This is a genomic window from Gordonia sp. 11cp, from assembly GCF_057767225.1.
In genome coordinates, this window is the sequence record NZ_CM173437.1 from 4122034 (window position 1) to 4148829 (window position 26796).

Annotated in this window: 27 protein-coding genes; 14 read left to right on the forward strand and 13 right to left on the reverse strand. The window is 70.0% G+C overall.

Annotated elements, in window-relative coordinates; translation table 11 throughout:
* Positions 1–26 precede the first annotated feature (26 nt).
* Positions 27–830, reverse strand: a complete 804-nt coding sequence (gene ppgK, locus AC3B6C_RS18460; RefSeq protein WP_010840882.1) for a polyphosphate--glucose phosphotransferase — start codon at positions 828–830, stop codon at positions 27–29.
* Positions 831–987: 157 nt separating this feature from the next.
* Here ppgK and AC3B6C_RS18465 point away from each other — a divergent pair, with 157 nt between their 5' ends.
* Entirely contained in the window at positions 988–1923 is a 936-nt protein-coding gene (locus tag AC3B6C_RS18465; protein WP_488373704.1) for an inositol monophosphatase family protein, read from the forward strand.
* 46 nt (positions 1924–1969) lie between these two features.
* Here AC3B6C_RS18465 and cei read toward each other — a convergent pair whose 3' ends face one another.
* Complete coding sequence (gene cei, locus AC3B6C_RS18470) at positions 1970–2662, reverse strand: envelope integrity protein Cei (RefSeq protein WP_014926572.1); 693 nt, start codon at positions 2660–2662, stop codon at positions 1970–1972.
* A gap of 410 nt (positions 2663–3072) precedes the next feature.
* Between cei and AC3B6C_RS18475 the strand changes: the two genes are divergently transcribed.
* The gene (locus AC3B6C_RS18475; RefSeq protein ID WP_004018846.1) at positions 3073–3372 is read left to right on the forward strand and encodes a DUF4193 domain-containing protein; all 300 of its coding nucleotides are present in this window, start codon (positions 3073–3075) and stop codon (positions 3370–3372) included.
* Between the two features lie 81 nt (positions 3373–3453).
* On the opposite strand, the gene AC3B6C_RS18480 is transcribed toward AC3B6C_RS18475, so the two are convergent.
* Complete coding sequence (locus AC3B6C_RS18480) at positions 3454–4026, reverse strand: DUF3093 domain-containing protein (RefSeq protein WP_014926573.1); 573 nt, start codon at positions 4024–4026, stop codon at positions 3454–3456.
* Positions 4027–4048: 22 nt separating this feature from the next.
* On the opposite strand from AC3B6C_RS18480, the gene dut reads away from it, so the two are divergent.
* Positions 4049–4534 (forward strand): dUTP diphosphatase, encoded by a 486-nt coding sequence (gene dut, locus AC3B6C_RS18485; protein WP_014926574.1) that lies wholly within the window; start codon positions 4049–4051, stop codon positions 4532–4534.
* A gap of 84 nt (positions 4535–4618) precedes the next feature.
* Entirely contained in the window at positions 4619–5503 is an 885-nt protein-coding gene (locus AC3B6C_RS18490) for a DUF3710 domain-containing protein (RefSeq protein WP_488373705.1), read from the forward strand.
* A gap of 7 nt (positions 5504–5510) precedes the next feature.
* Here the strand turns inward: AC3B6C_RS18490 and AC3B6C_RS18495 are convergent, their stop codons facing one another.
* Positions 5511–6242 carry an alpha/beta hydrolase gene (locus AC3B6C_RS18495; protein ID WP_488373706.1) on the reverse strand — a complete coding sequence of 244 codons (732 nt, stop codon included), beginning with the start codon at positions 6240–6242 and terminating at the stop codon, positions 5511–5513.
* A 214-nt stretch (positions 6243–6456) separates the two neighbouring features.
* On the opposite strand from AC3B6C_RS18495, the gene AC3B6C_RS18500 reads away from it, so the two are divergent.
* Positions 6457–6831 carry an OB-fold nucleic acid binding domain-containing protein gene (locus AC3B6C_RS18500; RefSeq protein WP_010840889.1) on the forward strand — a complete coding sequence of 125 codons (375 nt, stop codon included), beginning with the start codon at positions 6457–6459 and terminating at the stop codon, positions 6829–6831.
* Positions 6828–7529, forward strand: a complete 702-nt coding sequence (locus AC3B6C_RS18505; protein WP_014926577.1) for a DUF3159 domain-containing protein — start codon at positions 6828–6830, stop codon at positions 7527–7529. The genes AC3B6C_RS18500 and AC3B6C_RS18505 overlap by 4 nt, the downstream gene beginning before the upstream one ends.
* Here AC3B6C_RS18505 and AC3B6C_RS18510 read toward each other — a convergent pair.
* Both AC3B6C_RS18510 and AC3B6C_RS18515 read right to left on the reverse strand, forming a co-directional pair.
* Complete coding sequence (locus tag AC3B6C_RS18510; protein WP_010840891.1) at positions 7510–8172, reverse strand: potassium channel family protein; 663 nt, start codon at positions 8170–8172, stop codon at positions 7510–7512. The two genes, AC3B6C_RS18505 and AC3B6C_RS18510, sit on opposite strands and share 20 nt — an antisense overlap.
* A 22-nt stretch (positions 8173–8194) precedes the next feature.
* On the reverse strand, positions 8195–8863 hold the full coding sequence (locus AC3B6C_RS18515; protein ID WP_010840892.1) for a potassium channel family protein: 669 nt from the start codon (positions 8861–8863) through the stop codon (positions 8195–8197).
* A gap of 78 nt (positions 8864–8941) precedes the next feature.
* Between AC3B6C_RS18515 and AC3B6C_RS18520 the strand changes: the two genes are divergently transcribed.
* The 4 genes from AC3B6C_RS18520 to AC3B6C_RS18535 all read left to right on the forward strand — a co-directional run bounded on the left by AC3B6C_RS18520 (position 8942) and on the right by AC3B6C_RS18535 (position 15580).
* The gene (locus AC3B6C_RS18520; protein WP_010840893.1) at positions 8942–10957 is read left to right on the forward strand and encodes an APC family permease; all 2016 of its coding nucleotides are present in this window, start codon (positions 8942–8944) and stop codon (positions 10955–10957) included.
* Entirely contained in the window at positions 10954–12261 is a 1308-nt protein-coding gene (locus tag AC3B6C_RS18525; RefSeq protein WP_488373707.1) for a class I SAM-dependent RNA methyltransferase, read from the forward strand. The genes AC3B6C_RS18520 and AC3B6C_RS18525 overlap by 4 nt, the downstream gene beginning before the upstream one ends.
* A 151-nt stretch (positions 12262–12412) precedes the next feature.
* Entirely contained in the window at positions 12413–14371 is a 1959-nt protein-coding gene (gene dxs / locus AC3B6C_RS18530) for a 1-deoxy-D-xylulose-5-phosphate synthase (protein ID WP_488373708.1), read from the forward strand.
* A 93-nt stretch (positions 14372–14464) separates the two neighbouring features.
* Positions 14465–15580 (forward strand): carboxylate-amine ligase, encoded by a 1116-nt coding sequence (locus AC3B6C_RS18535; RefSeq protein WP_488376302.1) that lies wholly within the window; start codon positions 14465–14467, stop codon positions 15578–15580.
* 8 nt (positions 15581–15588) lie between these two features.
* Here the strand turns inward: AC3B6C_RS18535 and AC3B6C_RS18540 are convergent, their stop codons facing one another.
* The 3 genes from AC3B6C_RS18540 to AC3B6C_RS18550 form a co-directional block, all read right to left on the reverse strand.
* Complete coding sequence (locus AC3B6C_RS18540; RefSeq protein WP_010840897.1) at positions 15589–16017, reverse strand: type II toxin-antitoxin system Rv0910 family toxin; 429 nt, start codon at positions 16015–16017, stop codon at positions 15589–15591.
* Positions 16018–16171: 154 nt separating this feature from the next.
* Positions 16172–17449, reverse strand: a complete 1278-nt coding sequence (locus tag AC3B6C_RS18545; protein WP_488373709.1) for an HRDC domain-containing protein — start codon at positions 17447–17449, stop codon at positions 16172–16174.
* Positions 17446–18072: a DUF3000 domain-containing protein gene (locus AC3B6C_RS18550; protein WP_035716956.1), complete on the reverse strand. Its 627-nt coding sequence runs from the start codon at positions 18070–18072 to the stop codon at positions 17446–17448. Before AC3B6C_RS18550 ends, AC3B6C_RS18545 begins: the two co-directional genes overlap by 4 nt.
* 91 nt (positions 18073–18163) lie before the next feature.
* Here AC3B6C_RS18550 and hemE point away from each other — a divergent pair, with 91 nt between their 5' ends.
* The 3 genes from hemE to hemQ are packed head-to-tail and all read left to right on the forward strand — an operon-like array spanning position 18164 to position 21402.
* A complete protein-coding gene (gene hemE, locus AC3B6C_RS18555; RefSeq protein WP_488373710.1) occupies positions 18164–19228 on the forward strand; it encodes a uroporphyrinogen decarboxylase in 1065 nt (354 codons plus the stop codon).
* Positions 19228–20649 (forward strand): FAD-dependent oxidoreductase, encoded by a 1422-nt coding sequence (locus tag AC3B6C_RS18560; protein ID WP_488373711.1) that lies wholly within the window; start codon positions 19228–19230, stop codon positions 20647–20649. Before hemE ends, AC3B6C_RS18560 begins: the two co-directional genes overlap by 1 nt.
* Positions 20650–20706: 57 nt before the next feature.
* Entirely contained in the window at positions 20707–21402 is a 696-nt protein-coding gene (hemQ, locus tag AC3B6C_RS18565; RefSeq protein ID WP_488373712.1) for a hydrogen peroxide-dependent heme synthase, read from the forward strand.
* A 15-nt stretch (positions 21403–21417) separates the two neighbouring features.
* Here the strand turns inward: hemQ and msrB are convergent, their stop codons facing one another.
* The 4 genes from msrB to AC3B6C_RS18585 form a co-directional block, all read right to left on the reverse strand.
* On the reverse strand, positions 21418–21849 hold the full coding sequence (gene msrB, locus AC3B6C_RS18570) for a peptide-methionine (R)-S-oxide reductase MsrB (protein ID WP_488373713.1): 432 nt from the start codon (positions 21847–21849) through the stop codon (positions 21418–21420).
* A gap of 37 nt (positions 21850–21886) precedes the next feature.
* The gene (locus tag AC3B6C_RS18575; RefSeq protein ID WP_488373714.1) at positions 21887–23194 is read right to left on the reverse strand and encodes a glycosyltransferase family 87 protein; all 1308 of its coding nucleotides are present in this window, start codon (positions 23192–23194) and stop codon (positions 21887–21889) included.
* 59 nt (positions 23195–23253) lie between these two features.
* On the reverse strand, positions 23254–24864 hold the full coding sequence (locus AC3B6C_RS18580) for an alpha/beta hydrolase (RefSeq protein ID WP_488373715.1): 1611 nt from the start codon (positions 24862–24864) through the stop codon (positions 23254–23256).
* Positions 24865–24939: 75 nt separating this feature from the next.
* Positions 24940–25740, reverse strand: a complete 801-nt coding sequence (locus AC3B6C_RS18585; RefSeq protein ID WP_488373716.1) for a pyrimidine reductase family protein — start codon at positions 25738–25740, stop codon at positions 24940–24942.
* Positions 25741–25775: 35 nt separating this feature from the next.
* On the opposite strand from AC3B6C_RS18585, the gene zapE reads away from it, so the two are divergent.
* Complete coding sequence (gene zapE / locus AC3B6C_RS18590) at positions 25776–26789, forward strand: cell division protein ZapE (RefSeq protein ID WP_010840907.1); 1014 nt, start codon at positions 25776–25778, stop codon at positions 26787–26789.
* Positions 26790–26796 lie beyond the last annotated feature (7 nt).

Here is a 26796-nt window from a genome sequence, read left to right on the forward strand (position 1 = left end):
AAGACCTGGTCAATGCACGCGTGGCGCTAGGTTTTGAGCCCCCGCGAGACCGCCATGGCGGCACCCACGATGCCGGCGGTGTTCAGCAGCACCGCGGGGACCACGGGCGTGTCATTGGTCAACAGCGGAATCCACTTGTCGGACTTGCGGCTGATGCCGCCGCCCGCGATGAACAGCTTCGGCCAGAAGAGGGCCTCATAGGTCTTCAGGACCTCGGAGACCTTCTCGGTCCACTTCTCGTATGACCAACCCTTCTCGTCCCGGACGCGAGAGGACGCCTGGTGCTCGGCTTCCTTCTTGCCGACCTGCAGATGACCGAGCTCGGTGTTCGGCACGAGGGTTCCGTCGATCAGGATCGCCGACCCGATGCCGGTTCCGAACGTCAGCAGCATCACGACCCCCGCGACGTCCTTGCCCGCGCCGTACGCGTCCTCGGCCATCCCCGCGGCGTCGGCGTCGTTGAGCACCGACACCTGCCTGCCGTCGAGGTGCTTGCTGAAGAGGTCGTAGACGTCCGTACCGATCCAGGCCTTGTCGATGTTGGCGGCCGTGCGCATGATCCCGTCGGTGACGACGCCGGGCAGGGTGATGCCCACCGGTCCGGTCCAGTCGAAATGTGCCACGACCTCGGCCACCTTGTCGGCGACTGCGTCGGGTGTCGCCGGCTGCGGGGTCAGCACCTTGAACCGCTCGCCGACGAGTTCACCGGAATCGAGATCGACGATCCCGCCCTTGATCCCGGAACCGCCGACGTCGACCCCGAAACCGAGGTTGGTCGGAGGTGTCGGATCGTCGGGGTCGGACGATCCGGGGACGGACGTATCGGTCATGGCGGGGCTCCCTGTCGGGGTCGGCGGCAATCGTGGTCCAGGCTATCCACGTGACCCGCCGAACGTGCGACATCGCAACGCATGTCGACACGATCGGCCCGGGCGAGGCGAGAGATCGGCCACCGCGATCGGCGGTGCGGTCGGGCGATGTGCTCACATGGAAGGCGTGGATCAGACAATTCCGGTGGACGAGCTCGCCACGGTCGCCCATGCCGTGGCTCAGGAGGCCGCCGCGCACGTGCGTCGCCGCCGCCCCGAATTGTTCGGCGCGACACCGGGACACGGCGAACCGCCGGCATCCGGGACCCCGGACACGCGATCGTCGACGGTGCAACCGGTGTCGACCACGTCGACGGTGCAACCGGTGTCGACCAAGTCGACGGAAACCGATCCGGTGACCCTCGCCGACACCGAGACCGAACGCCTGATCCGTTCGCTGCTCCGCCGCGCGCGTCCCGACGACGAGGTGCTGGGGGAGGAGGACGGCGGCAGCCGCGCGGTGCCCTCCGGCGTCCGATGGGTCGTCGACCCGATCGACGGCACCGTCAACTTCATGTACGGCGTCCCGGCCTATGCCGTCTCGGTGGCGGCGCAGGTCGACGGGCGGTCGGTTGCCGGGGTCGTCGTCGACGTCGCCCGCGACGTGACCTACGGCGCGACCCTCGGCGGGGGAGCCTGGGCGGCAGACGCGACCGGAGTCCGCCGGACGCTGCGCTGCACGTCGGTCGATCGAGCCGAACTGGCACTGGTGGCAACGGGTTTCGGATATGACGCGGCACGGCGCCGGCAGCAGGGCCGCATCGTCGCCGAACTGCTGCCCCGCGTCCGGGACGTCCGTCGCATCGGTGCCGCGGCCCTCGACCTGTGCATGGTCGCCGCCGGCGCCGTCGACGCCCATTACGAACACGGTCTGAGCCCGTGGGACTGGGCGGCCGGAGGACTGATCGCCGCCGAGGCCGGTGCGGTCGTCCAGATGCCGCCGCCGGACTCGCGGGCCGACGAGGGGCACATCACCGTCGCCGTCGCGCCCGGCGTGGCCGACGAATTCCTCGCGCTGCTGGACGAACTCGACGCCCGCCGCCCGCTCGCCTGACGGCTCCCCGGCGCACACCCGGCGGCGGGGAACCTCTCGGCGAACCTCAGCAGGGAGCGGAATGCACGGCCTCGACGAGCACCGGGTCGACACCGCTCGCCGGGTTCTTCGGATCCGCCGACCGGAGCGCCTCCAGCGCGGCCTGTGCGTCCTGGGACATCTCGTCACCCGAATGGTGGGTACCGAGTGCGACGTCGACGGCTGTCCCGCGGCGGCCGTCATCGACCAGCTGTGCGCACGGGAACGCGAGCCACGTGGCCGCGGCCGCGGCGCGTCCCGCGGGCCCGAAACGGATCTGCGCGACGCAGTTCAGGTCCCGGTTGGGGTACACGGGGTCATCGGCATAGGGGGTGTCCGGCACCGGGGTGAACCCCTGCGCGGTGAGGTCGTCGGACACCGTGCGGGCCGCGCCGCGTTCGTCGGAGGCGTTGAGGACCCGCACCCCGAAGGTCGACAGCGGTGCCGGCGCGACCCCCAGCATCTCGTCGCGACCGACGACCGTGAGTGCCGGCGGTGCGGGAGGCGCGGGTGCACCGGCCTCCACCGACGTCGGCGGAGTCGGCTGATTGCACGCTGTCGGTACGGATTCGGTGTCGCCGCCGCCCAGCGCGACCGCCCACACCACCACTCCGACGACCATCAGGACGACGACCGTGATGATCGCCGGTGCATAGCGGCGCCGACGGTAGGGTCGGCCCTGCTCGTCTGTCGGATAGCCGGACGTAATCTTCGACACCACCGTGGACTGGCTCCTCACTGGGCGTTGCGTGATCTCGGATCACTGTAGAGGGTGGCCTCGCGGTGGACCGCATGCCTCGCCGGGAGCGAGGTCACCGGAGCGCTCCGGGGTGTCTGTCGGCGCCGGAGCGAAACTTACCGACGAGTTGGGTCCAGCGTATTGACCATGCACGAGGTGTCCACTATGCTACGGGCGCCCGCGCTTCCAGACCCGGGATGCGCCCGATATCGAACCGTGATCGAAATCACGCAATACGTCTGTTCCTCTGGTACGAATCTCGCCCGAGACGACGTTGCACTGACCCCATCGGTAAGACAATCCCGGTGGTGTCGTGCGCAAGAACACCCGGGTGACGACGCCAGCGCCGTCACCGTGAGCGCCCCTCACACTCTCGACAAGTTAGGCACAGAATGGCTACAGATTACGACGCGCCACGGCGGACGGAGACCGAGGACCTCAACGAGGACTCGCTCGAAGAGCTGAAGGCGCGACGCAGCGAGGCTCAGTCCTCGGCGGTGGATGTCGACGAGAGTGACACCGCGGAGTCCTTCGAACTCCCCGGAGCAGATCTCTCCGGTGAAGAGCTGTCGGTGCGAGTCATCCCGAAGCAGGCCGACGAGTTCACCTGCACCAGCTGCTTTCTCGTCTATCACCGCAGTCGGCTGGCCGAAGAGAACGGAAGCTCGCTCATCTGCGTCGACTGCGCCTGAGCAGGTTCGCAGCCAGCGGATGACCGCTGATGAAAGGGGCCGACGCCGAACACGGCGCGGCCCCTTCGTCGTGTCCTGGGTTCAGGCGGTGGGTTCCGGGCGGTCGGCCGCGGCGTCGTCGATGCCCAGCGCCGCGAGGAGTTCGGCCGGGCGGCGGGTGGAGACGAGCCAGTAGGGAGTCGGGTCGTCGGGGTCGTCGAGGACGAGGAGCACCATCGTCTTCACCCAGGACCGGTGGACGAGATAGGCGGCGGGGTCGAGCTGGCGGCCGAGCGCCGCGCTCTTGGCCGACGCCGGGACCGTCGCCCCGCGGGCCACGACGGAACGTGGCAGAACGGCGCGGTGGGCGTGCAGTTCCCCACCCGGGGTCACCCGGATACGGGTACGGCTCATCGTCCACAGCATCACCGCGCACAGGACGCCGGTGGCGACGTACCCGATGATGCTCCAGGCGCTCCCGCGTGCCGACAGCTGGATCTCGTAGCCCACCACGCCGGTGAGGACCACGGCTGCGAGCCACCACCACCAGGGCACGTACAGACGCTCGTCGAACCGATCGGCGGTCGAGTCGGTGACATCGGCGTTGCGCCCGGTGGGTGCGGGGGAGGCGTCCGACGTGCCCCCGGGGTGCTCGGGCGAATGATCTGCGGTCACGTGACCAGCGTAGTCTGCGTCCGTGACCCCAGATCTCCCCCCTGTGCAGCCCTCCGCCGCGGCGCCGATCGCGGTCCGTCGCCTCGACCCCGATCTGCCCCTGCCGACCAGGGCGCACCCGGGTGATGCGGGGGTCGACCTCTATTCGACGATCGATCTCGAACTGCCGGCCGGACGCCGTCAGCTCGTCGGAACCGGGATCGCGGTGGCGTTGCCGTTCGGCACCGTCGGGCTGATCCACCCGAGGTCGGGCCTCGCCGCGCGGGCCGGCCTGTCGGTCGTGAACACCCCCGGGACCATCGACGCCGGCTATCGCGGGGAGATCAAGGTCTGCCTGATCAACCACGACCCGGAGCAGACGATCTCGATCGCGCGCGGCGACCGCATCGCCCAGCTGATCGTGCAGCGTGTGGAGTTGCCCGACTTCGTCGAGGTCGACGAGCTCGACGACACCGCCCGGGGCGACGGCGGTTACGGATCGAGTGGCGGTTCGGCGATTCTCGCCTGACCTCCGCCCGTCGGGAGTCGATTACTGTTTTCCGTGTGTCCGGCGGATCGTTGTCGCCGGCGGTGACGAACGAGGAGTGACGCGATGGCACAGGACGGATCAGGGGAGTTGCGGGTCGGTCAGGCGCGCGGTCCCTACGACATCGACGCGCTGGCCACCCGGCCGCAGGAACTCGAGAACTCCCATCTCGACCTCGGTTCGGTGCTGGTGCCGGTGGTCGAGGGCGGCCAGGTCACCGTCGAGATGTCCGAGGCCCACCAGCCGCAGAACGTGTACCTGGTGACCCCCATCGGCCGGATCTCGGTGAGTGCGTTCGCCGCACCCAAGTCTCCCGGGATGTGGCGCGAGGTGGTGCGGGAACTGGCCGGCTCGCTGCGCGACGACGGTGCCGCCACGAGCGTCGAGGACGGGCACTGGGGACGCGAGGTGGTCGCCGAGAAGGATGGCGTCACCCACCGTTTCATCGGGGTCGACGGGCCGCGCTGGCTCGTCCGGTGCGTCGGCAGCGGGCCCACCGCCAACGCCGACGATCTCGCCCGGCTCAGCCGCGCGGTGCTCGCCGAGACCGTCGTCCGACGCGGTTCCGAACCCTTCCCCCCGCGTGACCCACTGCCGATCGTGTTGCCCCCAGTGCTCGCCGAGCAGGTCGCGGCCGCCCAGCAGCAGATGTTCGCCGATCCCGCCGCCGGACAGGATCCCCAGGCCGCCCCCGCGGACCAGGCGCCTGCCGCCGGGAACGACGCGGACTCGACCGAGGAGCCGGGGCCGGTCGCCGGTGGCGCGCTTGACCAGGTCGCGCACGCCACCGTGTACGGCGACAACACCTACCGCGACGACGCCGACACAGCAGTGGCCGACGTCGCGGACGCGCCGCCCGCCTCCGATCCGGCGGCCGACACCGCGGATGACGACGATCCGCCGCCGCCGTCGTCGGGCTCGGCGATGCAGCGTTTCCTCCGCCGTCGCTGACCCGCGGTCACCGCTCCGGGTCGGTCACACGGATGAGCCCGTCCCGCGCGCCGGCCCCGAGCAGACCCGGGTCGCGGCCCCAGTCGTCGAGGCTCACCTCCACGAGGGCCGATCGCGGTGCAGCCGCGTGCCATTCACGGGCGACGGCGATCGGGTGGACCGGGTCGTCGGGAGCCGCGACGATCGCGAGCGGCGCCGCGAGTCCGGCGATCTCGGTGCCGACGGGGGCGCGGTAGCCGGCCGCCTCGCGCAACATGGCGGCGAGGCCCGGATGCAGGCGCCGCCACGACCGGGACAGTTCCGTCGCGAGCCAATCCGGGCTGCTGCCGGCCATCGCGGCGATCGTCGCCTCGAGTCCGTCGCGCTCGAGCGACTCGGCGGTGGCGACCGCACTGGCGGCGGCGGGGGCGGTGCGGGCGTCGCCGCTCCAGGCGGGCAGCGCGGCGAGCACCCCGGCGCATCGTCGCCCGCCGTCACGCAGGGCCCAGTCGAGCGCGATCGCGGCCCCGATCGAGACGCCGCCCACCACGATCGAACGATGCGATCGCGCGGCACGATCCAGCCCGCGGAGGTGACCCTCGATCAGCGACGTCGTCGGCTCCAGGGCGATGAGCTCGATGCCCAGGTCAGCGGCGGTTCCGCCGAAGGCGCGGGTGACGTGGTCGGCGTCCGAACCCGTCCCGGGGATGACGACCAGAGCGGTCGGAGGCGGGCGGAGCAGACCGTCGGTGCCGGGCATCAGAGCATCATCCCCTAGTGTGTCCCGGGGCCCCGCGCAGACCCGAGACCGCGGCGGCCCGGCACCGCGGAATGCCCCCGCGGTCGTCTACGTTGTCACTGGCCGAGGCCGGGGTCTACGCTGGCGGACAGGTCACCGATCACTCGTTCGGCGACCCACGGTCACCGCTCTGCACAGCCCGCGGTGCCGGCCGAAATCCATTGGGAGGGTCGAGATGCCCACTGCCGGCTATCTCAAACGACTTACCCGTCGGCTGACCGAGGATCTCGGTGACGCCGACGCAGAGAAGATCGCCGAGGAATCCAAGGCGACGGGTGCGCAGCGCGCATCCGAGTGCTGCCGAGGTGACGAGGTCACCATGCACGGCGAGCTCCGTGCCGTCGAGACGTGTTCGCGCTCGGCCAAGGCGGGTGTGAAGGCCGAGTTCTTCGACGGCTCCGACGTCGTGATACTCAAGTGGCTCGGCCGCAACCGCATCACCGGAATCGAACCCGGCCGCAAGGTCACCGTCCGCGGACGGCTCGCCGAGCAGGACGGGCACAAGGTGATCTACAACCCCTACTACGAACTGCACGGCGTCGACGAGTGACCGACTCCGACTCGACCGCCTCGACGGACTCCGATCCCGACCAGCCGGCCTCGGAGCGGACGACGCCCACGGTTCTCGAACAGATCGGCGGCGTCTCGGGTCTCGTCTACTCGACGGTGCCCGTGGTGGTGTTCGTCCCCGTCAACTCCTTCGCCGATCTGCGCACCGCCATCTATGCCGCCCTCGGTGTGGCGGCACTGCTGTTCGTCGTGCGCCTGGTGCGCCGCGAACCACTGACGCCCGCGATCTCGGGGCTGCTCGGCGTCGCGATCTGCGTCTTCATCGCCGACCGGGTCGGAGACGCCAAGGGCTACTTCCTCTTCGGGATCTGGAGCACCCTGGTCTACGCGATCGTGTTCGCCGTCTCCATCCTGGTGCGATGGCCGCTCATCGGCGTGGCGTGGCACCTGGTCAACGGCGAGGGATCGAGCTGGCGCAAACAGCGGTCCATCCTGCGTGCCTACGACATCGCCACCGCGCTGTGGGCCCTGCTCTTCGCGGCGCGCTACCTCACCCAGTCGGAGCTGTACGACGACGGCGCGACCGGGTGGCTGGCGTTCACACGCATCGCGATGGGATGGCCGCTGACAGCTCTCGTGGTGCTCGCGACGATCCTCCTGGTGCGCCGTGCCCAGCGCGCCGAGGCGGCACGCGCCGAAGCCTCGGCCGACGCCGGGATCACCGCACGATCTGCATAGCCTCGTAGAGGGCGGGTTCGGCCTCGACCGGGGCGATGAAGATCAGTTCGTCGCCGCCCTCGATCGGGTCGTCGCGCTGGGGGACGATGACCCGGCCGCCACGCAGGATCGCGACCAGTGCCGCGTCCCGGGGGAGCTCCAGCTTGCGCACGGGCTTGCCCGCGAGCGGTGTGTTCGACGGCAGGGTCAGTTCGACGAGGTTGGCCTGTCCCTGCCGGAACGTCATCAGCCGGACCAGATCGCCGACGGACACCGCTTCCTCGACGAGGGAGGCGAGTAGCCGAGGGGTCGAGACGGCGACGTCGACGCCCCAGTCCTCGCCGAAGAGCCATTCGTTGCGGGGATCGTTGACCCGAGCGACCACCCGGTTGACCGCGAACTCGGTCTTCGCGAGGAGGCTGACGACCAGGTTCGCCTTGTCGTCGCCGGTCGCGGCGATCATCACGTCATAGGTCTGCAACTGCGCGTCTTCGAGATTCGCGAGCTCGCACGCGTCGGCGAGCACCCAGTTGGCGCCGGTGACGGCGTCGGTGTCGATGTGGCCGGCGTTGCGCTCGAAGAGCGTGACCTCGTGGGCATTCACCAGCAGTTCGCGGGCGATGGACCGCCCGACCGCGCCGGCTCCGGCGATGGCGACCTTCACTTCGGGACTCCTTCGGCCCGGGTCATCCGGACTCGTTCTGGATGAACGGCTCGGCAGCGAGGCCGCGGGCGTTCTTGAGATTGTCGAGCATGACCGCTCCGTAGATCACATCGTCTTGTTGGACAACGGTTTTGGCATCGGGCAGGACCGCGCGTCCGACGCGGCTGAGAAACACCACCCGAGCCCCGGTCAGTTCCTGGAACTTGGCCACCGAGATCCCGATCCAGGACTCGTCGACGTCGATCTGGGCGATGGCCAGTGAACCGGACGGGTCGCGCCACGCCATCGTCGTCGTCTCACCGAGCGCCGAGACGAACCGTTCGGTCGTCCACGGCACGGTGGCGACCGTCGGGATCCCGAGACGCTCGTACACCTCGGCGCGCTTGGCGTCGTAGATCCGGGCGACGACGCGCTCGACATCGAATGTCTCGCGCGCCACCCGCGCCGAGATGATGTTCGAGTTGTCCCCCGAGGACACCGCGGCGAACGCGTCGGCGTGCTCGATGCCCGCCTTGACGAGGATCTCCCGGTCGAACCCGACCCCGGTGATCGTGCGGCCCGCGAAATCGGGACTCAACCGCACGAACGCGCTCGGATCGCGGTCGATGATCGCGACGTCGTGTCCGCGCTTCTGCATCGCCATCGCGAGCGAGGATCCGACCCGCCCGCAACCCATGATGACCACCTGCACGGCATTCCTCTCCACATGCGGCTCGTCTGCCGCGAGTCGAACCTACCCGGCCCGGCGCCAACGCTCTAGGGTTGCCTGGTGTCCACCGTCTCCAAGGTGTCCGTCGCGACCAAACGCCTCCTGCTCGGCAGGCCGTTCCGCAGCGACACACTAGGTCACACGCTGCTGCCCAAGCGGATAGCCCTGCCGGTGTTCGCCTCCGACGCGATGAGCTCGGTGGCGTACGCGCCGCAGGAGATCTTCCTGGTCCTCTCCGTGGCCGGCATCAGCGCGCTCGCGTTCACCCCGTGGGTGGCGATCGCGGTCGCGGTCGTCATGACCGTGGTCGTGGCCAGCTATCGGCAGAACGTGCACGCCTATCCCTCGGGAGGTGGCGACTACGAGGTTGCGACCGTCAACCTCGGCCCCAACGCGGGTCTCACCGTCGGCAGCGCCCTCCTCGTGGACTACGTGCTCACCGTGGCGGTGTCGGTCACGTCCGCCGCGGAGAACATCGGCTCGGCGATCCCGTTCGTCGGCGAGCACAAGGTGTGGTTCTGCGTCGGCGCGATCATGCTTCTCGCCGCGGTCAACCTGCGCGGCATCAAGGAGTCCGGCGCCGTTCTGGCCATCCCGACCTACGGGTTCATCATCGGCGTGCTGGGCATGCTCGTCTGGGGCTTCACCGAGATCTACGTGCTGGGGCAGGACATCCAGTCCGAGACCGCCGACTTCGGCATCGTTCCCGAGCAGGACAACCTCACCGGGCTGGCGCTGATCTTCCTCGTCGCCCGGTCGTTCTCCTCCGGTTGTGCGGCGCTCACCGGGGTCGAGGCCATCAGCAACGGGGTGCCGGCGTTCCGGAAACCGAAGTCGCGCAACGCCGCGACGACGCTGCTGCTGCTCGGCGCCTTCTCCATCACGCTGCTGCTGGGCATCGTGCTGCTCGCGGGCAAGATCGGTGCGAAGTACGTCATGAACCCCGAACAGGACCTGATCGGGGCCCCTGACGGCTACCAGCAGAAGGCGATGATCGCCCAGCTCGCCCATGCCGTGTTCGACTCGTTCCCACCCGCCTTCTTCTTCGTCGCCACGGTCACCGCACTGATCCTGCTGCTGGCCGCGAACACCGCCTTCAACGGGTTCCCGGTGCTGGGTTCGGTACTCGCGCAGGACCGTTACCTGCCGCGTCAGCTGCACACCCGCGGCGACCGCCTCGCCTTCAGCAACGGCATCCTGTTCCTCGCGATCGCCGCGATCATCTTCGTGGTCGCCTTCGGCGCCCAGGTGACGGCGCTGATCCAGCTCTACATCGTGGGTGTGTTCGTCTCGTTCACGTTGAGCCAGACCGGCATGGTGCGGCATTGGACCCGCTTGTTGCGCACCGAGACCGATCCGAACGCGCGTCGTCGGATGATGCAGTCCCGGGTGGTCAACTCCGTCGGCCTGGTGATGACCGCCACCGTCCTCGTCGTGGTGCTGTTGACCAAGTTCACCGAAGGGGCCTACATCGCGGTGATCGCGATGGTCTCCCTGTTCGTGATGATGAAACTCATCCATCACCACTACGCATCGGTGCAGCGAGAACTCGACCGCGCCGAGGAGGACGACGAAGCGGTCCTGCCGAGCCGCACGCATTCGATCGTGCTCGTGTCCAGCCTGCACATGGCCTCCAAACGCGCACTGCGCTATGCCCGGGCGACGCGGCCGGACGTCCTCGAGGCGATCACGGTCAACGTCGACGACCGCGACACCCGCAAACTCGTCTCCGAATGGGAGGCCAGCGACATCACGGTGCCGCTCAAGGTCATCGCGTCGCCGTACCGCGAGATCACCCGGCCGGTCATCGAATACGTGCGCCGGGTGCGCCGCGAATCGCCGCGCGACGTGGTCACCGTGTTCATCCCGGAGTACGTCGTCGGGCACTGGTGGGAACAGATCCTCCACAATCAGTCGGCGTTGCGCCTCAAGGGGCGTCTGCTGTTCGAGCCCGGCGTGATGGTGACCTCGGTGCCGTGGCAGCTCACCTCGTCGGACCGGCGCAAGGAGGACCGCGCGTACTGGGCGCCGGGCGAGACCCGTAGGGCGCTGGGCGAACCCGAGCGGCGACCGTGACGGGGTCGGGACCGGCCCGTCGTGTCGAGGTCACCGTCGACCGCCCCGCCAACGGTGGTGAGGCGGTGGGGCGCGCCGACGGTCGGGTCGTGTTCGTCCGCGGGGCGATCCCGGGCGAACGGGTGGTCGCCGAGATCACCGACGACCGGCACGACTCGTATTGGCGCGCCGACGCGGTGGAGGTGCTCGACGCCTCGCCGCACCGCGTGCCGTCGCCGTGTCCGGCGGCGGCGGCCGGAGCCGGCTGCTGTGATCTCGGCCACGTGGCACCCGATCATGCCCGGGACCTGAAACAGGCTGTGCTGCTCGATGTCCTGGATCGGGTGGGGCATCTGCCGCGAGAGGTCGTCGCCGGCACCGAGCTGGCGAGCACCGGGGTGCGGCGTCTCGGGGGCGCCGACACCGGCTGGCGAATCCGTACCCGCCTGGCCGTGGACGCCCAGGGGAGGCCGGGGCAGTCGGCGTTCCGCGGGCGGCAGGTCGTGACCGAGGTCTGCGTGCAACCCGCGCCCGGGATGCTCGACGGTCTGGCCGAGAGCCGCTTCACCCCGCACGCCGAACTCGCCGTGGTGCTCGACGCCGACGGTGCGCGGCACGTCACCGAGCTCGCACCGGTCGAGAAGCCGCGTCGGGGCCGCGCCGACAGCCGGCGTCGGGCTCAACAGAACCGCGTCCGACGGTCGCGGACCCGGGCCCAGGTGATCGTCGAGGGTGGCGCGAGCGCGGTCCAACGCGTCGGCGGGAGGTCGTGGGCCATCCCGGTCGCGGGATTCTGGCAGGCGCACCGCGACGCACCGCGGGCCTACGCCGAGACCGTCGTCGACCTCGTCGACGCGCACCTCGGGGCGCGGCCGCGGGTGGCGTGGGATCTCTACGGCGGCGCCGGGGTGTTCGCGGCCGCGCTGCTCGACAGCACCGCGGGTGGTCTGGAGGCCGTCCACATCGTCGACTCCGATCCGGCCGCCCTCGACGCCGCCGACCGCGCCTTCGCCGACGACGGCGACCGCGTGCGCACCCACCGTGGGGAGGTCGCGGCCCGGATCGCGGACCTGGACGACCGGCCGGACGTGGTCGTGCTCGACCCGCCACGGACGGGGGCGGGCGAGCGGGTGATCGCCGCGGTCGCCGACGCACGGCCGGGCATCGTGATCCACGTGGGCTGCGACGCCGCGCGGTTCGCACGTGATCTCGGACTCTTCGCCGAGCGCGGATTCCGCGTCACGGAGATCCGCGGTTTCGACGCGTTCCCGCTGACACACCACGTGGAGGCGGTGGCCTGCCTGCTCCCGCCCGCTCACGGGTGAGAGAACGCAGGGCGGGGGGGTAGCGGGACACCCGCGCCGCGGCCATCCGCCGATCCGGTTCGCGACGAATGCTTCCGTAGACTGACCTGACATGTGCCGGACGTTCTCGGCGCGACAGCCGACCTGGCGTCACGGGGTTATGGAGGAAACGATGGGTGTGCTCGACCGGATCAGCTCGCCGGCCGATCTTCGGCCGCTGTCGGACGAGGAGATGGAGACCCTCGCGTCGGAGATCCGGACGTTCCTGATCGAGAAGGTCGCGGCCACCGGCGGACACCTCGGTCCCAATCTCGGCGTCGTCGAGCTGACGCTCGGCATCCACCGCGTCTTCGACTCGCCGTCGGACGCGATCCTGTTCGACACCGGCCACCAGTGCTACGTCCACAAGATCGTCACCGGACGCAAGGACGGCTTCGATCAGCTGCGTCAGCGCGGTGGGCTCACCGGTTACCAGGAGCGCGCGGAGTCCGAACACGACTGGGTGGAGTCGTCGCACGCCTCGGCGGCACTGTCGTACGCGGACGGGCTGGCGAAGTCGTTCGAGCTGACCGGTCAGCCGCATCGCGCGGTGGTCGCGGTCGTCGGCGACGGGGCCCTGACGGGCGGGATGTGCTGGGAGGCGATCAACAACATCGCCGCCTGCAACCGCCCGGTGGTCATCGTCGTGAACGACAACGGCCGCTCGTACGCACCGACGATCGGCGGTCTCGCCAGCCACCTGTCGGGACTTCGGCTGCAGCCCGGGTACGAGAAGTTCCTCGACGAGGGCCGCCGCGTCGTCAAGCAGGTACCCGTCGTCGGCGAACCCGCCTACGCGGTCCTGCACGGGATGAAGAGCGGACTCAAGGATCTGCTAGCCCCCCAGGCGATGTTCACCGATCTCGGACTGAAGTACGTCGGACCCGTCGACGGCCACGACATCGACGCCGTCGAGTCGGCCCTGCGTCAGGCACGGGACTTCGGCGGACCGGTCATCGTGCACACCGTGACCCGCAAGGGCATGGGCTACGCGCACGCCGAGAACCACGTCGCCGACCAGATGCACGCCACCGGCATCATCGACCCGGTCACCGGCCGACCCACGAGCGTGTCACCCCCGGACTGGACCGCGGTGTTCTCCGCCGCCCTGCTCGACGCCGGAGCCAACCGTCCCGACGTCGTCGCGATCACCGCGGCCATGCCCGGCCCGACGGGACTCACCCCGTTCGGTGAGCGCTACCCGGATCGCATGTTCGACGTCGGCATCGCCGAACAGCATGCGATGACCTCGGCGGCGGGTCTCGCCCTCGGCGGCCTGCATCCGGTCGTCGCGATCTACTCGACGTTCCTCAACCGTGCGTTCGACCAGCTGCTGATGGACGTCTCGCTGCTGAAGCAGCCGGTGACGCTCGTCCTCGACCGATCGGGCATCACCGGCCCCGACGGCCCCAGCCACCACGGCATGTGGGATCTGTCGCTCATGGCGATGGTCCCCGGTCTCCGTGTGGCGGCTCCGCGGGACGCGGTCCGGCTCCGCGAGGAGTTCGACGAGGCACTCGGCGTCGCGGACGGTCCGACGGCGCTGCGGTTCTCCAAAGGTGCGGTCCCCGAAGACATCCGGGCCGTCGAACGGCTCGACGACGGCGTCGACGTGCTGCACCGGACCGACCGTGACCTCGGTCCGGCGGACGGCGATGTGCTGATCGTCGCGATCGGCGCCTTCTGCGGACTGGCCGTGGACACCGCCGAACGCCTCGCGAGGCAGGGCATCGACGCCACGGTCATCGACCCACGCTGGGTCCTGCCTGTCCCGACGTCCGTGGTCGAGGTCGCGCGCCGTCATCGGATGGTCGTCACACTCGAGGACGGGTGCACCAGCGGCGGGGTCGGCTCCGCGGTCGCGACAGCCCTGTCGGCGGCCGAGGTGCTGGTACCCGTGCAGATCAAGGGCATCCCGCAGGAGTTCGTCCCGCACGCCTCCCGCGGCGAGATCCTCGCCGATCTCGGGTTGACCGCTCAGGACCTCGCCCGGTCGATCACCGCGACCGTCTCGGGCATGCAGGCCGGCCCTGGCCTGGACCGCGCGATCGAGAACACGCCCGACCCGGCGGAGAGCCGCGCCGAGGACTGAGCTCCCAGCGGTCGAATGCCGGAGAGGTCCGGTTTGGCCGGTGCCGAAGCTGGGCATTTTCTTTCCGTGAGCGACGAATCCGGTTCCGCGGGGATGCATCGCACCGACCCGCCGGTGCCGACCCTCGGGGTCGAGGAGGAGTTCGTCCTGGTCGACCGCGAGACCGGACGGCCGGTCGGACGTAACCGCGAGGTGGCTGCGGCGGCGTCGGCGCGCGGCCTCGACCTCGAGCTGGAACTCACCTCCTCCCAGGTGGAGATCGCCACGCCCGCGGCGGCATCGAGCCAGGAGATCGGCGATCATCTCCACCGGCTACGCGGCATCCTGACGGCGGCCGCCGACGATGTGGGCGTCGACGTCGTGGCCTGCGGGGTGCCGCCACGAGTGCCCGACTCGTTTCCGGTGACCGACACCGGCCGCTACCGCGCGATCGCCGAACGCTACGGCATGCTCGCCCACGAGCAGGGCATCAGCGGTTGCCACGTCCACGTCGAGGTTCCCGACACCGACACCGCCGTCGGGGTGTGCAACTGGCTGCGGCCGTGGTTGCCGGTGTTGCTGGCCCTGGCGGCCAATTCGGCGGTCTATCGAGACGCAGATTCCGGACACGCGAGCTGGCGGTCGGTGCTGTGGTCGCGGTGGCCGGCGGCGGGACCGCCACCACACCTGCGGTCGGCCGAGCACTTCGCCGAGACCGTCGAACTGCTCGTCGCGACCGGCGCGATCCTGGACCCGCACATGCTGTACTGGGACGCCCGGCCGTCGGATCATCTGCCGACCGTCGAGGTGCGGGTCGGCGATGTGCAGATGCGGGTCGAGGAGACCCAGGTCTTCGCCACCCTCGTCCGAGCCGCGGTGATGACTGCCCTTGACGACCTCCGGCAGGGGGGACGGCGGTCACGGGCCGGCGCCGTCCTCGATCCGGCACTGCTGTCGGCTGCCTACTGGATCGCCGCCCACGACGGCGTCGACGGAAACGCGCTGGACCCGGCGACGGGGGCTCTGGCATCCGTGTGGACCCGCGTCGACCAGTTGCTCACGACTGTCGCGCCGGCGCTGGACCGGCTCGGTGACCGAGAGCGCGTCGAGCAGGCCCTGGGGCGGGTGCGGCGGGACGGCAACGGGGCCACTCGACAGCGGCGCATCTTCGAGGAGTCGGGGTCTGCGCTGGCCGTCGTTCGGGCGGCCACGTTGCGCCGACCCGATTGACGGTGGGTTCAGCGCAGCGTCGCCAGGTTCGAAATCGACTTGTGCACATCGGATTCCAGGACCTTGGCGACGAGCCGTCCGACCGCTCCGTTGAGCAGCCCGCCGGACAGCTCGGCGGACAGGTCGAAGTGGGAGCCGTCGACGATCTCGTCGACCTTCATCGCCAGATCGATGTTCACCCCGCCGCGGCCGGTGCCCGACAGCGCGATGAGCCGTGGCTCGTCGTAGTCGGTGACGGTCCAGTGGATGACGTTGCGGAAACCCTTGACCTTGATGAGCGACGAGATCGTGGTTCCCTCGGCGATCGTCTCGGGAACCGGCGACCGCCAGCCGCCGAAGATCGTCATCCATTCGTCGAAGCGCGAGAGGTTGCTCGCGAGCGCCCATGCCGCGCTCGGGTCGAGGTCGGAGTCGATGCCGACGGAGACTGTGGCCACAGAGCTGCTCCCATCCGGAGAAGGTGGTCCGCTCGGGAAGATGACTTCCCCCGGGCGGTTCGGATACTCGGGTGATGGCATTCGGGTCGGGATCGAATGTACGCGACGACGGCGCTGCGGGCTGGGCGCAGCGATCCGCGTCGGTGGGGTGCGGCTATTCGCCGGCCGCGGTCGTCCCTGGTCGGGCCGCCTCGAGGAGGGCCTGGGTCAACGCCTCGGCACAGAGGGTTCGCTGCCACGCGCGGGCGCCCGCCGCGGCCAGGTGCGCGTCGAGCGCCTCGGTCGTGATCGGCTCGGGCAGGCCGTCCCAGCACAGTTGCCGGACCACATCGGGTGCGAGCAGGTTCTCCACCGGCAGGGTGTGGGCGTCGGCGATCTCCTTCAGCGCCGGCCGGACCGCCTGCAGTCGTGCCGCGGCCTCCGGATTCCGCTGATCCCAGCGGCTGACCGGAGGCAGGCCCGGTCCGGTCGTCTTGCGCGACGGGAGCTTGCTGTCGGGGATCTCGCGGGCCCGTTGCAATGCCGACAGCCAGATGCCGGCCTGGCGCCGCTGGCGCGGGCCGCCGAAGACCGGCAGCTTCGTGAGGTCGGCGATGGACTCGGGGTTGACGGTCGCCGCGTTGACGATGGCGGTGTCGGGCAGGACGCGTCCGGGCGCCACATCCCGGCGCTGCGCCAGTTCCTCGCGCGCGGTCCACAGTTCGCGGACCGCTGCCAGCGCCCGCGTGGACTTGACGGTGTGGATGTTCGAGGTCTTGCGCCACCGGTCGGTACGCGGCGGTGCCGGCGGGCGGGACAGGATGTACGCGAATTCCTCGCGCGCCCATCCGTCTTTGCCCTCGGCGGCGAGTGCGGCGTCCATCGCGTCCCGCAGTTCGACGAGGACCTCGACGTCGAGTGCGGCGTAGTTCAGCCACTCGTCGGGCAGGGGACGACGCGACCAGTCGGCGGCACCATGACCCTTGAGGAGGCCCAGCCCGAGGAATTCGGCCACCATCGCCGCCAGATTGACCTTCGCCAGGCCCAGGAGACGTCCGGCCAGCTCGGTGTCGTACAGCTCGACGCACTCGAAGCCGAGTTCGCGGAGGCAGGGGAGGTCCTGATCGGCGGCGTGCAGCACCCATTCCGGGCCCCGCAACGCGTCGATCACCGGTGCAAGGGCAGCGGGATCGCCGATCGGGTCCAGCAGGAAGCTGCCCGACCCGCGTCGCTTGATCTGGATCAGGTAGGCCCGTTGGGAGTAGCGGTACCCCGACGCGCGCTCGGTGTCGACGGCGATCGGGCCGCTACCCGCCGCGAGAGCCGCTGCCGCGTCGGCGAATTCGGTGGCGGTCGCCAGCACCGGTGGCACACCGCCGGCCGGCCGGAGCAGCGGGGTGATCTCCGGAGCCGGTTCGTCGGTGGCCGGTTCGTCGGGGGCGGGATCGTTCACGTCGCGCCGAGTTCGGTCACCCCGACCGGTGGGAGACCGGCGGCGGAGGCGAGGACATCGCAGAACGCCTCGAGATGGCTGCCGAGTCCGTCCGCGGTCAGCGCGGTCCAGGAGGCCCGCACCTCCAGTTGATGCGCGCGCGGAGGTCCGGCGATGTCGCCGTAGCGGACCGACGTGGTTGAGGTGACGGTGCCGCCGAGTGCGGTCACATCGACGCGATGGGCGGAACCCTCGGGGGTGGCGGTGGCGCCCACCGGCACACCGAGCGCATCGCTGATCCAGCTCCACGCCACCTCGGGCAGCAAGGGGTCCATGGCCAGCGCGGCCTCGACCTCGGCCTGCAGGAACGCGACGAGACGCATGGTGCCGTTCCAGGCGTCCTGGCCGGCGGGATCGAAGAGCAGGATGAGCCGCCCGAACGCGCTGCCCTGTGAATCCGTCGGCACGACGTCGAGGTCCTCGGGCGGGCGCACCTCGGCGCCGACGGCGTAGCTGTAGGGCGCCAGGCGCTGCGGCGGGCGGATGGGTCCGACCTCGATCTCGCGGCGGACCCGGGCAGCATGCAGCGACTCCACCGCCGCGCGGAAATCAGCAGGCTCGTCCGGAGCTCCCGAAGAGGTCACCGTTCGACCGTAGGGCGGGGGTGGCCGGGCGCGGCGGAGGCGCGCCGACACCACACGTGCGGGATCGGGGGGCATGGCAGAGTAAGCGGTGATGTCGAACGCAACTGGTACCCGGGTCCATAGGTCGCACCTGCCGCTCGTCGCCGCGGCCACCGGCGCGACCCCCTCACGCCGTCCGGTGTGGTTCATGCGGCAAGCGGGTCGTTCGCTGCCCGAATACCGGGCCATCCGCGCCGATCACGGCATGCTGGAGTCCTGCTTCGACGCGGAACTGGTCTGCGAGATCACCATGCAGCCGGTCCGCAGACACGACGTCGACGCGGCGATCCTCTTCTCCGACATCGTGGTGCCGCTCAAGGCCGCCGGCATCGACCTCGACATCGTCGCCGGGACCGGCCCGGTGATCGCCGAGCCGGTGCGCTCGCCCGACGCGGTGTCGCGCATCCCGCGCCTGGAGCCCGCTGCGGTCGGTTCGATCGCCCGTGCGATCGAACTCCTGCTGGGCGAACTGGGAGACACCACGGCGCTGATCGGCTTCGCGGGTGCGCCGTTCACCCTCGCCTCCTACCTCATCGAGGGCGGGCCGAGCCGCAACTACGAACGAACCAAGGCGATGATGCACGGCGATCCGGAGACGTGGGCCGAGCTGATGGCCCGTCTCGCCGACATCACCATCGCGTTCCTGCGCGTGCAGCTCGACGCCGGCGTCGACGCCGTCCAGCTGTTCGATTCGTGGGCGGGCATGCTGTCGGCCGCCGACTACCAGCGTTTCGTCGCGCCACACAGCGCCCGCGTGCTGGCCGAGGTCGCCGAATACGGCGTGCCGCGCATCCACTTCGGGGTGGGCACCGGTGAACTCCTCGCCCCGATGGCCCATGTCGGCGCCGACGTCATCGGCGTCGACTGGCGGGTGCCGCTCGAGGAGGCCGTGCGCCGGGTCGGTCCGGGCAAGGCCATGCAGGGCAACCTCGACCCGACCCTGCTGTTCGCCGGCACCGATGTCGTCGACGCCGAGGTGCGGCGGGTCGTCGCCGACGGCGACCGGGCCATCGCGGCCGGGGCGGTCGGGCACATCTTCAACCTCGGCCATGGCGTGCTTCCCGGCACCGACCCGGATGTGCTGACGCGGGTCGTCGAAGTGATCCACAGCCTCTGATGTCCCCGCGGGTCCGGATCGCGATCGTCGGCGGCGGGATCTCCGGCCTGACCGCCGCCTACCGCCTCCGTCGTGCCCTCGGGTCGGACGCGCACATCGATCTCTTCGAGGCCACCGCACGGCTCGGTGGTGTGCTGCACACGGCGACCGTCGGCGACCGGCCCGTCGACGTCGGCGCCGAGGCGTTCATCGTCCGGCGCCCCGAGGCGCTCGAACTCGTCACCGAACTCGGACTGGCCGACCGGGTCGTCTCACCGACCCCGCGGCGTCCCGCGGTGTGGTCGGGGGAGCGGTTGCACCCGCTGCCCAGTCCGGCGCTGATGGGCATCCCGGCCGGGCCGGCGGTGGTCGACGGTCTCGCCGAGCCCGCCGACATCGAGCGTATGACCGGCGAACCCGAACGCCCGATGAGCTGGGAGACCGGCGCCGACGCGTCCGTCGGGCAACTCGTCGCCGAACGGTTCGGACCCTCCGTGGTCGCCCGCAGCGTCGACCCGATGCTCGGCGGTGTGTACTCCAGCCTCGCCGGCGACATCGGGGTCCGTGAGGCGCTCCCGGCACTCGCCGCACGTCTGGACGCGGGCGCGCCGTCGCTCACGGCGGCCGTCGGGGCCCTCATCGCCGCCGGCGCGGGCGCGTCGGGACCCGTCTTCGGTGCACTCGTGGGCGGCTACGCGATCCTCCTCGACGCCCTGCGGACCGCGGCCGGGGTCGACCCCGACACCAGCAGTCCGGTCACCGAACTCGTTCCGTCGGGGGATGGCTGGGAGCTCGACGTGGACGGGGCCGCAGACCGGCGACCGTACGACGGCGTGATCCTGGCGGTGCCGGCCTGGCGGGCCGGCGACCTCCTGCACCGATCCGTGCCGGACCTGTCCGTTCCGTTGCGGACCGTCCGACGCGCCTCGTCGGTCGTGGTGTCGATCGCGTTCGCGCCGGGAACAGCGCTGCCCGAGCACTCGGGTGTGCTGGTGGGCACCGGAGAAGGGTTGCGCGCCAAGGCGTTCACGTTCAGCTCACAGAAGTGGGCTCACCTGTCGGGGCCGGACACCTCTGGCGCGGACCGGCCGGTGTCGGTCCGGGCGTCGTTCGGGCGGTTCGGTGCGCCGGTACCGGATGAGGCCACCGAACCCGGGGTCGACGACCGGTTGCGGCGCACGGCGCTGGAGGATCTCGACGAGGTGTGCCGTGCCGCCGGTGTCGCACCGGTCTCGTCGCGGGTCGTCGACGTGTACGTGCAGCGCTGGGACGACGGACTGCCGGTCTATGCGCCGGGCCACCTCGCGGCGATGGCGCGGGTGCTGGCCGCGCGCCCACCGCGCCTCGCACTGGCCGGGTCGTCGTACGCAGGGGTCGGGGTACCGGCGTGTATCGGCCGGGCCGGCCGCGCGGCGGCCGAGCTGCTCGACGATCTGACCTGACCTGCCACCGCTGACCTGCCTGGTAGTTGTGCGGGCGGCGGTGGCACGATGGCATCCATGAGCCGCTTGGACTACGCAGAACTCAACTCGACGATCCGCTACCTGATGTTCTCGGTGTTCGCGGTCCGCCCCGGTGAACTGGGTACCGACCGCGATCAGGCCAAATCCGACGCCACGGACTTCTTCAAGTCACTCGAGGACAGCGGCGTCGTGGTGCGCGGGGTGTACGACGTGTCGGGGCTGCGCGCCGACGCCGATTTCATGATCTGGTGGCACGCCGCCGACGTCGAGCCGATCCAGGCCGCCTATGCGAAGTTCCGCCGCGAGACCGTTCTGGGACGCGCGTGCAACCCCGTGTGGAGCAATGTCGCCCTGCACCGCCCCGCCGAGTTCAACAAGAGCCACATCCCGGCGTTCCTCGCGGGCGAGGACCCCGGCAACTACATCTGCGTCTACCCGTTCGTGCGGTCCTACGAGTGGTACCTGCTGCCCGACGAGGCGCGCCGCAAGATGCTCGCCGACCACGGCAAGGCGGCCCGCGCGTACAAGGACGTCCGAGCCAACACGGTGTCGTCGTTCGCGCTCGGCGACTACGAGTGGCTGCTGGCCTTCGAGGCCCCCGAGCTGCATCGCATCGTCGACCTCATGCGTGACCTGCGTGCCACCGAGGCCCGGATGCACGTACGCGAGGAGACGCCGTTCTTCACCGGTCCCCGGGTAGAGGTGCCCGCGCTCATCGACGCGCTGCCCTGATCCGGGGGACCGTCGCTACTCGGCGGGTTCCAGCTTCAGGCTGATGCTATTGATGCAGTAGCGGAGGTCGGTGGGGGTGTCGTAGCCCTCACCGGCGAAGACGTGACCGAGGTGGCTCTTGCAGTTCGCGCAGAGCACCTCGACGCGCCGCATACCGAGCGAGGTGTCCTCGACCTCGATGATCTTGTCGCCGGCCAGCGGAGAGAAGAACGACGGCCAGCCGCAATGTGATTCGAACTTCTGCTCGCTGCGGAACAGCTCGGTGTCGCAGGCGCGGCACCGATAGACCCCGACCGTCTTGGTGTCGGTGTACTCGCCGGTGAAGGGGGCCTCGGTACCCGCCTGGCGTAGGACCCGGTATTCGGCGGGAGTCAGGCGCTGCTTCCACTGCTCGTCGGTGAGGTCGGCGAGATTCTCGGCGTCGGTCCGCGGGGTGCTGTCGGTCATGCCTTCCACGGTAGCGCGCGCGTCCGGACCGACTGTGTCAGCGCTGTTTCGACAGGCTGATCGAGTCCTTGTCGCCGGGCTCCGCCGTGCTGTCGAAGGCGTCGGCTCCACCGGCCGGGAAGCGCGGCGCATCGGACTCCGACCGGACCGGCGTCACCATGCCGGTCACCCCGTCGGACCGCATGTCGAGCCAGCGGAACAGCAGCGAGCAGAACACCGCGATCATCAGCAGCGACCAGCCCCACGTGACCTTGTTGTACTCGACCATCCAACCGAACGCGGTCCAGCGGTCGGAGTAGAAGCCGTCGAACGTCATACACCCGTAGACGCCCAGCCACGCCGGCCAGTTGCGCATCGGTGACCCGGGGAGCAGGACCGTCATGAGCAGCGGGAACAAGAGCATCGAGTAGTAGCCCTGGCCGAGCGAGCCAACCAGGAACGTGGTGCACAGGAGCACTCCCGATGACGCCGTGAGCCACAGCAGTTCGTTGGTCTTGCGGTAGTAGCGGTACAGGAACCACAGCGAGAACGCGGCCATCACCACGAACGCCACGCGCAGCAGCAGGATCAACCACGGGGCGACACCGAAGTACGCGCCGTTGCCGGCGATGGAGCTGTTGTAGTAGTCGCGCGCCTCACCGAGATACGGGACCGTTCGGCTGAGGAAGTCGTTCGCGTCGACCGAGAGCGGCCAGGCGACGACCGTCAGGACGACGGGGATCGCGATGGTGAGGGCGAACACCCGCCACTGACGACTGAGCAGCGGCAGCAGCATGAGCGGTGCCAGCACCGGTTTGACGGCCAGGGTCAACCCCATCGGTACGCCGGCCCACCAGTCGTGCCGGGTCAGCATCAGCATGAGAAATGCGATCAGCCCCAGCAGCACGAAGGAGTTGAAGTTCGTGAAGATCAGTGTGTGCGAGACGGTCTCGGTGCTGAAGAAGAAGAACAGGACCGTCGGCAGGACCCACGAGTTGATCGCGTAGCCGAACATGCGGGTGAGCAGGTAGGCGGAGACGAGCAGGGCGATCACGCTGACGGCGATGAAGGCCCAGCGCGCGCGCTCGTAGTCGATGACCGCGACCGGTGCCATCAGGAGGGTTCCCGATGGTGGATAGAGGTAGTGCGGGTCCACGGTGGCGTAGTTCTCGCCGTAGACAGGCAGACCGTTGAGGAAGTTGAAGGCCGCGTTGTACACGGGCTTGAAGTCATCGGTGCGGTCGCCGTTGACCCCCAGGAACACCGAGCGGTGCACGACCATGAGCAGGCTGATCGGCCACAGGACCATCGGGATGATCCGTTGAGCACTCATCGGGGGGTAGAGATACCTGTCGAGATTGGCCACCCGCGAACCGTACTACGCGCGCCGTCGAGCTCAGAACCCTGCGCGTGGTCCGACCGTCCTCACGTCGGGCAACCGCGCTGGGTCGGGCCCTGCAGAGGGGCGCGGTCGACATATTCGACGACGACGCCGGCGGCGCAGGCGCTCCGTCCCAGGACCGAGAAGCCCAGACCATCCCAGGTGACCGTCACCGGTTCGGCTCCGGCGTTCATGAACAGCGGGACCAGGGCGGCGGCTCCCTCACCGCCGTTGATGGAGTCGCGCGTCCCGTTGAGGATCAGCGGGTCGGCCGGCAGCGACGTGGGTGGCCGGACCGGATCGCCCGACGCCCAGCCGTTGCATCGGACGAGCGAGAGCGCGCTGTCGGCGCCGGTGAGGGGATTCTGCTTCGACCACGCGTCCACGAGGCCCGGCACTTCGTTCTGGCCGACCGGTCCGGAGACGTCGTTGCAGCGGGAGACCTGGGCGCCGTCGGGGAGCCGGAGGGTCGCGGCGCGTTCGGCGAGGCGGACGAGCGCCGCGGTCTCCCCGCGGTCGGCGGCCGCGATCGCGTCGGCGAGGTCGAGGAGCGACTGCGGCCGGTCCGCGGCGAGTGCCAGTGTCGTCGTGATCGCGCTGAGGGCGGTGGTGTCCGACAGCGACGGGAGGTCGCCCGCGCGTGCCTTGGTCAGCAGGCGGGTCATCGTCGCGACTCCGTTGGAGCCGAGCGCACAGCCGGTCAGCGCCGAACAGCGCTGTGCGAAGCCTTGCAGGGCGAACTGAACGCCCTGTGCCTGCGACTGCGCGCGGTCGCGCGCGTTCGCGCCGAACGGCGTCGGGGTGTCCAGGATGATCCGCCCGGCACGTCCGCCGTACAGCGACGCGTAGCTAAGCACGACGTCGGAACCCTCGCCGGTCCCGATGAGCCCGAGGTGTTCGACGCCCCAGCGCTGACGGAGCGACTCGAGGTCCGCGGCTGCGTTCGCCGCCCCGAAGCTCAGCTGGTAGGGGGTGAGCGTCTCCGTGCAACCGTCGGAGGACGACGACCCGGCGGCCGCCAGCCGGGAGATCCGTGCGTCGGTGGTCGTCCCGCGTTCGGTGAGGCCGTTGTTCGCGATCGTCTCGCGTTCCAGTCGGGTCATGCAGTCGATGTCACTGCTGAGCGGGATTCCGCGATGGTCGACCGCGACGACGGGGTGCGACGCGAGCAGTGCCCGGCCCGGCCCGGCCGTCATCACCATCAGGGTTCGGGACGACGGCAGGTCGGAGCCGGAGGTGAGGACGAGCGGTGCGGCATCGGGTGGGGTGTCGGCCGTACGGGCTCGGGTCACCGCCACCGAGATGGCCTCGCCGTCGGGTTTGTCACGGTCGATGGGCGAGTCGTATTCGGCGCATTCGACGGTCACGCCCTCCGGACGTGCGACCCCGTACCGTTCGCTGGTCTCCGCCGCGCACTCGCTCCACTCGAGATCGGTCTTGGGCGCTGCGAGCGCCGGTACCGGTGGAGCGGTAGACGAGGACGGGGCCGGCCCCTGCTGACCGCCGCCCCCCGGGATCAGGTCCGGGCCCCGATCGGGGCCGACCGCGCAGGAGGAGAGGACGATCGCCGCGATCGCGCCGACGACGACACCCGCGAGAGCCCTCGGGCGGGTGCTCGGTCCTACGCCGACGGCCGGGGTGTGCGCTCTTGGCATGTCCGCGAGAGTAGTCAACGTCGACCGAGAAGACCCCGGGCCGGGTGTCGGCGCGTCAGGCGTGGAACCGACGGCTCACTGCGTCGAGGAGCGGCCGTGACGGAGCCAGCGGGTGAACACGAAGCCGTCGTCGTCGGTGATGATCGTCGCCGGACGCAGGGCGCGTAGCACCGCTGACCCGTCGGCGGACCCCGAGCCCCCGGCGGCCACGATGCGCCCGGCGTTACCCCCGACCAGGTGCGGGCTCGTGGTCAGGCAGAGTTCGTCGAGGGCGTCGGCCGCCACGAGTGAACCCAGCAGGCTGGGGCCGCCTTCGCAGAGCACACGTGACCATCCGCGATCGGCGCACCGCTCCAGGATCGCCGGTGTCGACACGGTGTCGTCGCCGCAGTCGAGCAGTGTCGCGCCTGCGTCGAGCAGCGCTCGCCGACGATCAGCGGGTGCGCTGGTGCACGTGAGGATGACCGTGTTCGGGTCGGACACGGGCTCGAAGTCGGGTGGTATCGACAGCGATCGGGACACCAGCGCGAGTGCCGGCGCAGGGGCCTGCCCCAGCGATTCGCGATGCGCGGCGAGAGCCTCGTCCGGCTGGGGCTGGCCGTAACCCTCGGTCGTCGCGGTGCCCGCGCCCACCAGGATGACGTCGGCGAGTCCGCGCAGCACGCGGAAGACGGCCTTGTCACCGGGTCCACCGAGTCCGCCCGATTTGCCGTCGTAGGTGACGGCCCCGTCGATCGACGACACCATGTTGGCGCGTACGAACGGCGCGGCTGCGCCGGGACCCGACGACGGACGAGGTGGGTAGAGGTAGAGCTCGGCCAACCGGTCCAGTTCGTCGTCGGGTGTGACCTGGGTCGCTTTCTGCAGGTGGAACATGTGTCCATCATTCCGCGGATGGCTACTCTCCACACATGGTGGCCCGACTCTGCGATCGCAACCCTGCGACCTCGCCCGACGCACTCATCGACGAGATGGTGCCCCCGTCGACCTTCGACGACGTGAGCTTCGACTCCTACATCCCCGACCCGAACGAGCCGTCGCAGGCCGAAGCGGTGGCCAAGGCGCGCGACTTCGTGGTGCGAGCGTCGAAGGCGCGCTCCGGGAAGAAGGGCCTGTTCTCGCGCAAGTCACCGTCCCAGGGCGTCGGCCTCTACCTCGACGGCGGTTTCGGCGTCGGCAAGACCCACCTCCTGGCGTCCATCTATCACTCGATGCCCGCGCCGAAGTCGTTCGCGACGTTCGTGGAGGTGACCCACGTGGTCGGCGCGCTCGGCTTCGTGAACGCGGTCGAACGACTCTCGCAGCACACCGTGCTGTGTATCGACGAGTTCGAGCTCGATGACCCGGGCGACACGATGCTCGTCTCGCGGCTGCTCACCGAACTCACCGCCAAGGGCGTCTCGATCGTGGCCACCTCCAACACGCTTCCCGGACAGCTCGGCGAAGGCCGGTTCGCCGCCCAGGACTTCCTCCGCGAGATCCGCAAACTCTCGGCCGTGTTCGAGACGATTCGCGTCGACGGTCCCGACTACCGTCATCGTGATCTGCCGCCGGCACCGGAGCCGCGCAGTGAGTCGGAGCTGACCGCGATCGCCGAATCCACCGAGGGTGCGACCCTCGACGACTTCGACGCTCTGTGCGACCACCTCAGCACGCTGCACCCGTCGAAGTACAAGGACCTCGTCGACGGCGTCTCCCTGGTCTGCATCTCGGGAGTGCATCCGGCAGAAGACCAGTCGGTGGCGCTGCGCCTGGTCGTGCTCGCCGACCGCCTCTACGACGCCCACATCCCGGTCACCGTCGCGGGAGCGAAGCTCGACGAGATCTTCACCGACGAGATGCTCGCCGGTGGCTATCGCAAGAAGTACCTGCGCGCGACGTCGCGTCTGCTCGCCCTGTCGCGGTTCGCGGAGTCGGCGGCCTGAACTCCGG

Excerpts from the sequence above, each read along its gene's own strand:
- ppgK (WP_010840882.1), bottom strand. The coding sequence starts at position 830 with ATGACCGATACGTCCGTCCCCGGATCGTCCGACCCCGACGATCCGACA.
- AC3B6C_RS18465 (WP_488373704.1), top strand. The coding sequence starts at position 988 with ATGGAAGGCGTGGATCAGACAATTCCGGTGGACGAGCTCGCCACGGTC.
- AC3B6C_RS18475 (WP_004018846.1), top strand. The coding sequence starts at position 3,073 with ATGGCTACAGATTACGACGCGCCACGGCGGACGGAGACCGAGGACCTC.
- AC3B6C_RS18490 (WP_488373705.1), top strand. The coding sequence starts at position 4,619 with ATGGCACAGGACGGATCAGGGGAGTTGCGGGTCGGTCAGGCGCGCGGT.
- AC3B6C_RS18495 (WP_488373706.1), bottom strand. The coding sequence starts at position 6,242 with ATGCCCGGCACCGACGGTCTGCTCCGCCCGCCTCCGACCGCTCTGGTC.
- AC3B6C_RS18500 (WP_010840889.1), top strand. The coding sequence starts at position 6,457 with ATGCCCACTGCCGGCTATCTCAAACGACTTACCCGTCGGCTGACCGAG.
- dxs (WP_488373708.1), top strand. The coding sequence starts at position 12,413 with ATGGGTGTGCTCGACCGGATCAGCTCGCCGGCCGATCTTCGGCCGCTG.
- AC3B6C_RS18535 (WP_488376302.1), top strand. The coding sequence starts at position 14,465 with ATGCATCGCACCGACCCGCCGGTGCCGACCCTCGGGGTCGAGGAGGAG.
- hemE (WP_488373710.1), top strand. The coding sequence starts at position 18,164 with ATGTCGAACGCAACTGGTACCCGGGTCCATAGGTCGCACCTGCCGCTC.
- AC3B6C_RS18560 (WP_488373711.1), top strand. The coding sequence starts at position 19,228 with ATGTCCCCGCGGGTCCGGATCGCGATCGTCGGCGGCGGGATCTCCGGC.
- hemQ (WP_488373712.1), top strand. The coding sequence starts at position 20,707 with ATGAGCCGCTTGGACTACGCAGAACTCAACTCGACGATCCGCTACCTG.
- msrB (WP_488373713.1), bottom strand. The coding sequence starts at position 21,849 with ATGACCGACAGCACCCCGCGGACCGACGCCGAGAATCTCGCCGACCTC.
- AC3B6C_RS18580 (WP_488373715.1), bottom strand. The coding sequence starts at position 24,864 with ATGCCAAGAGCGCACACCCCGGCCGTCGGCGTAGGACCGAGCACCCGC.
- AC3B6C_RS18585 (WP_488373716.1), bottom strand. The coding sequence starts at position 25,740 with ATGTTCCACCTGCAGAAAGCGACCCAGGTCACACCCGACGACGAACTG.
- zapE (WP_010840907.1), top strand. The coding sequence starts at position 25,776 with ATGGTGGCCCGACTCTGCGATCGCAACCCTGCGACCTCGCCCGACGCA.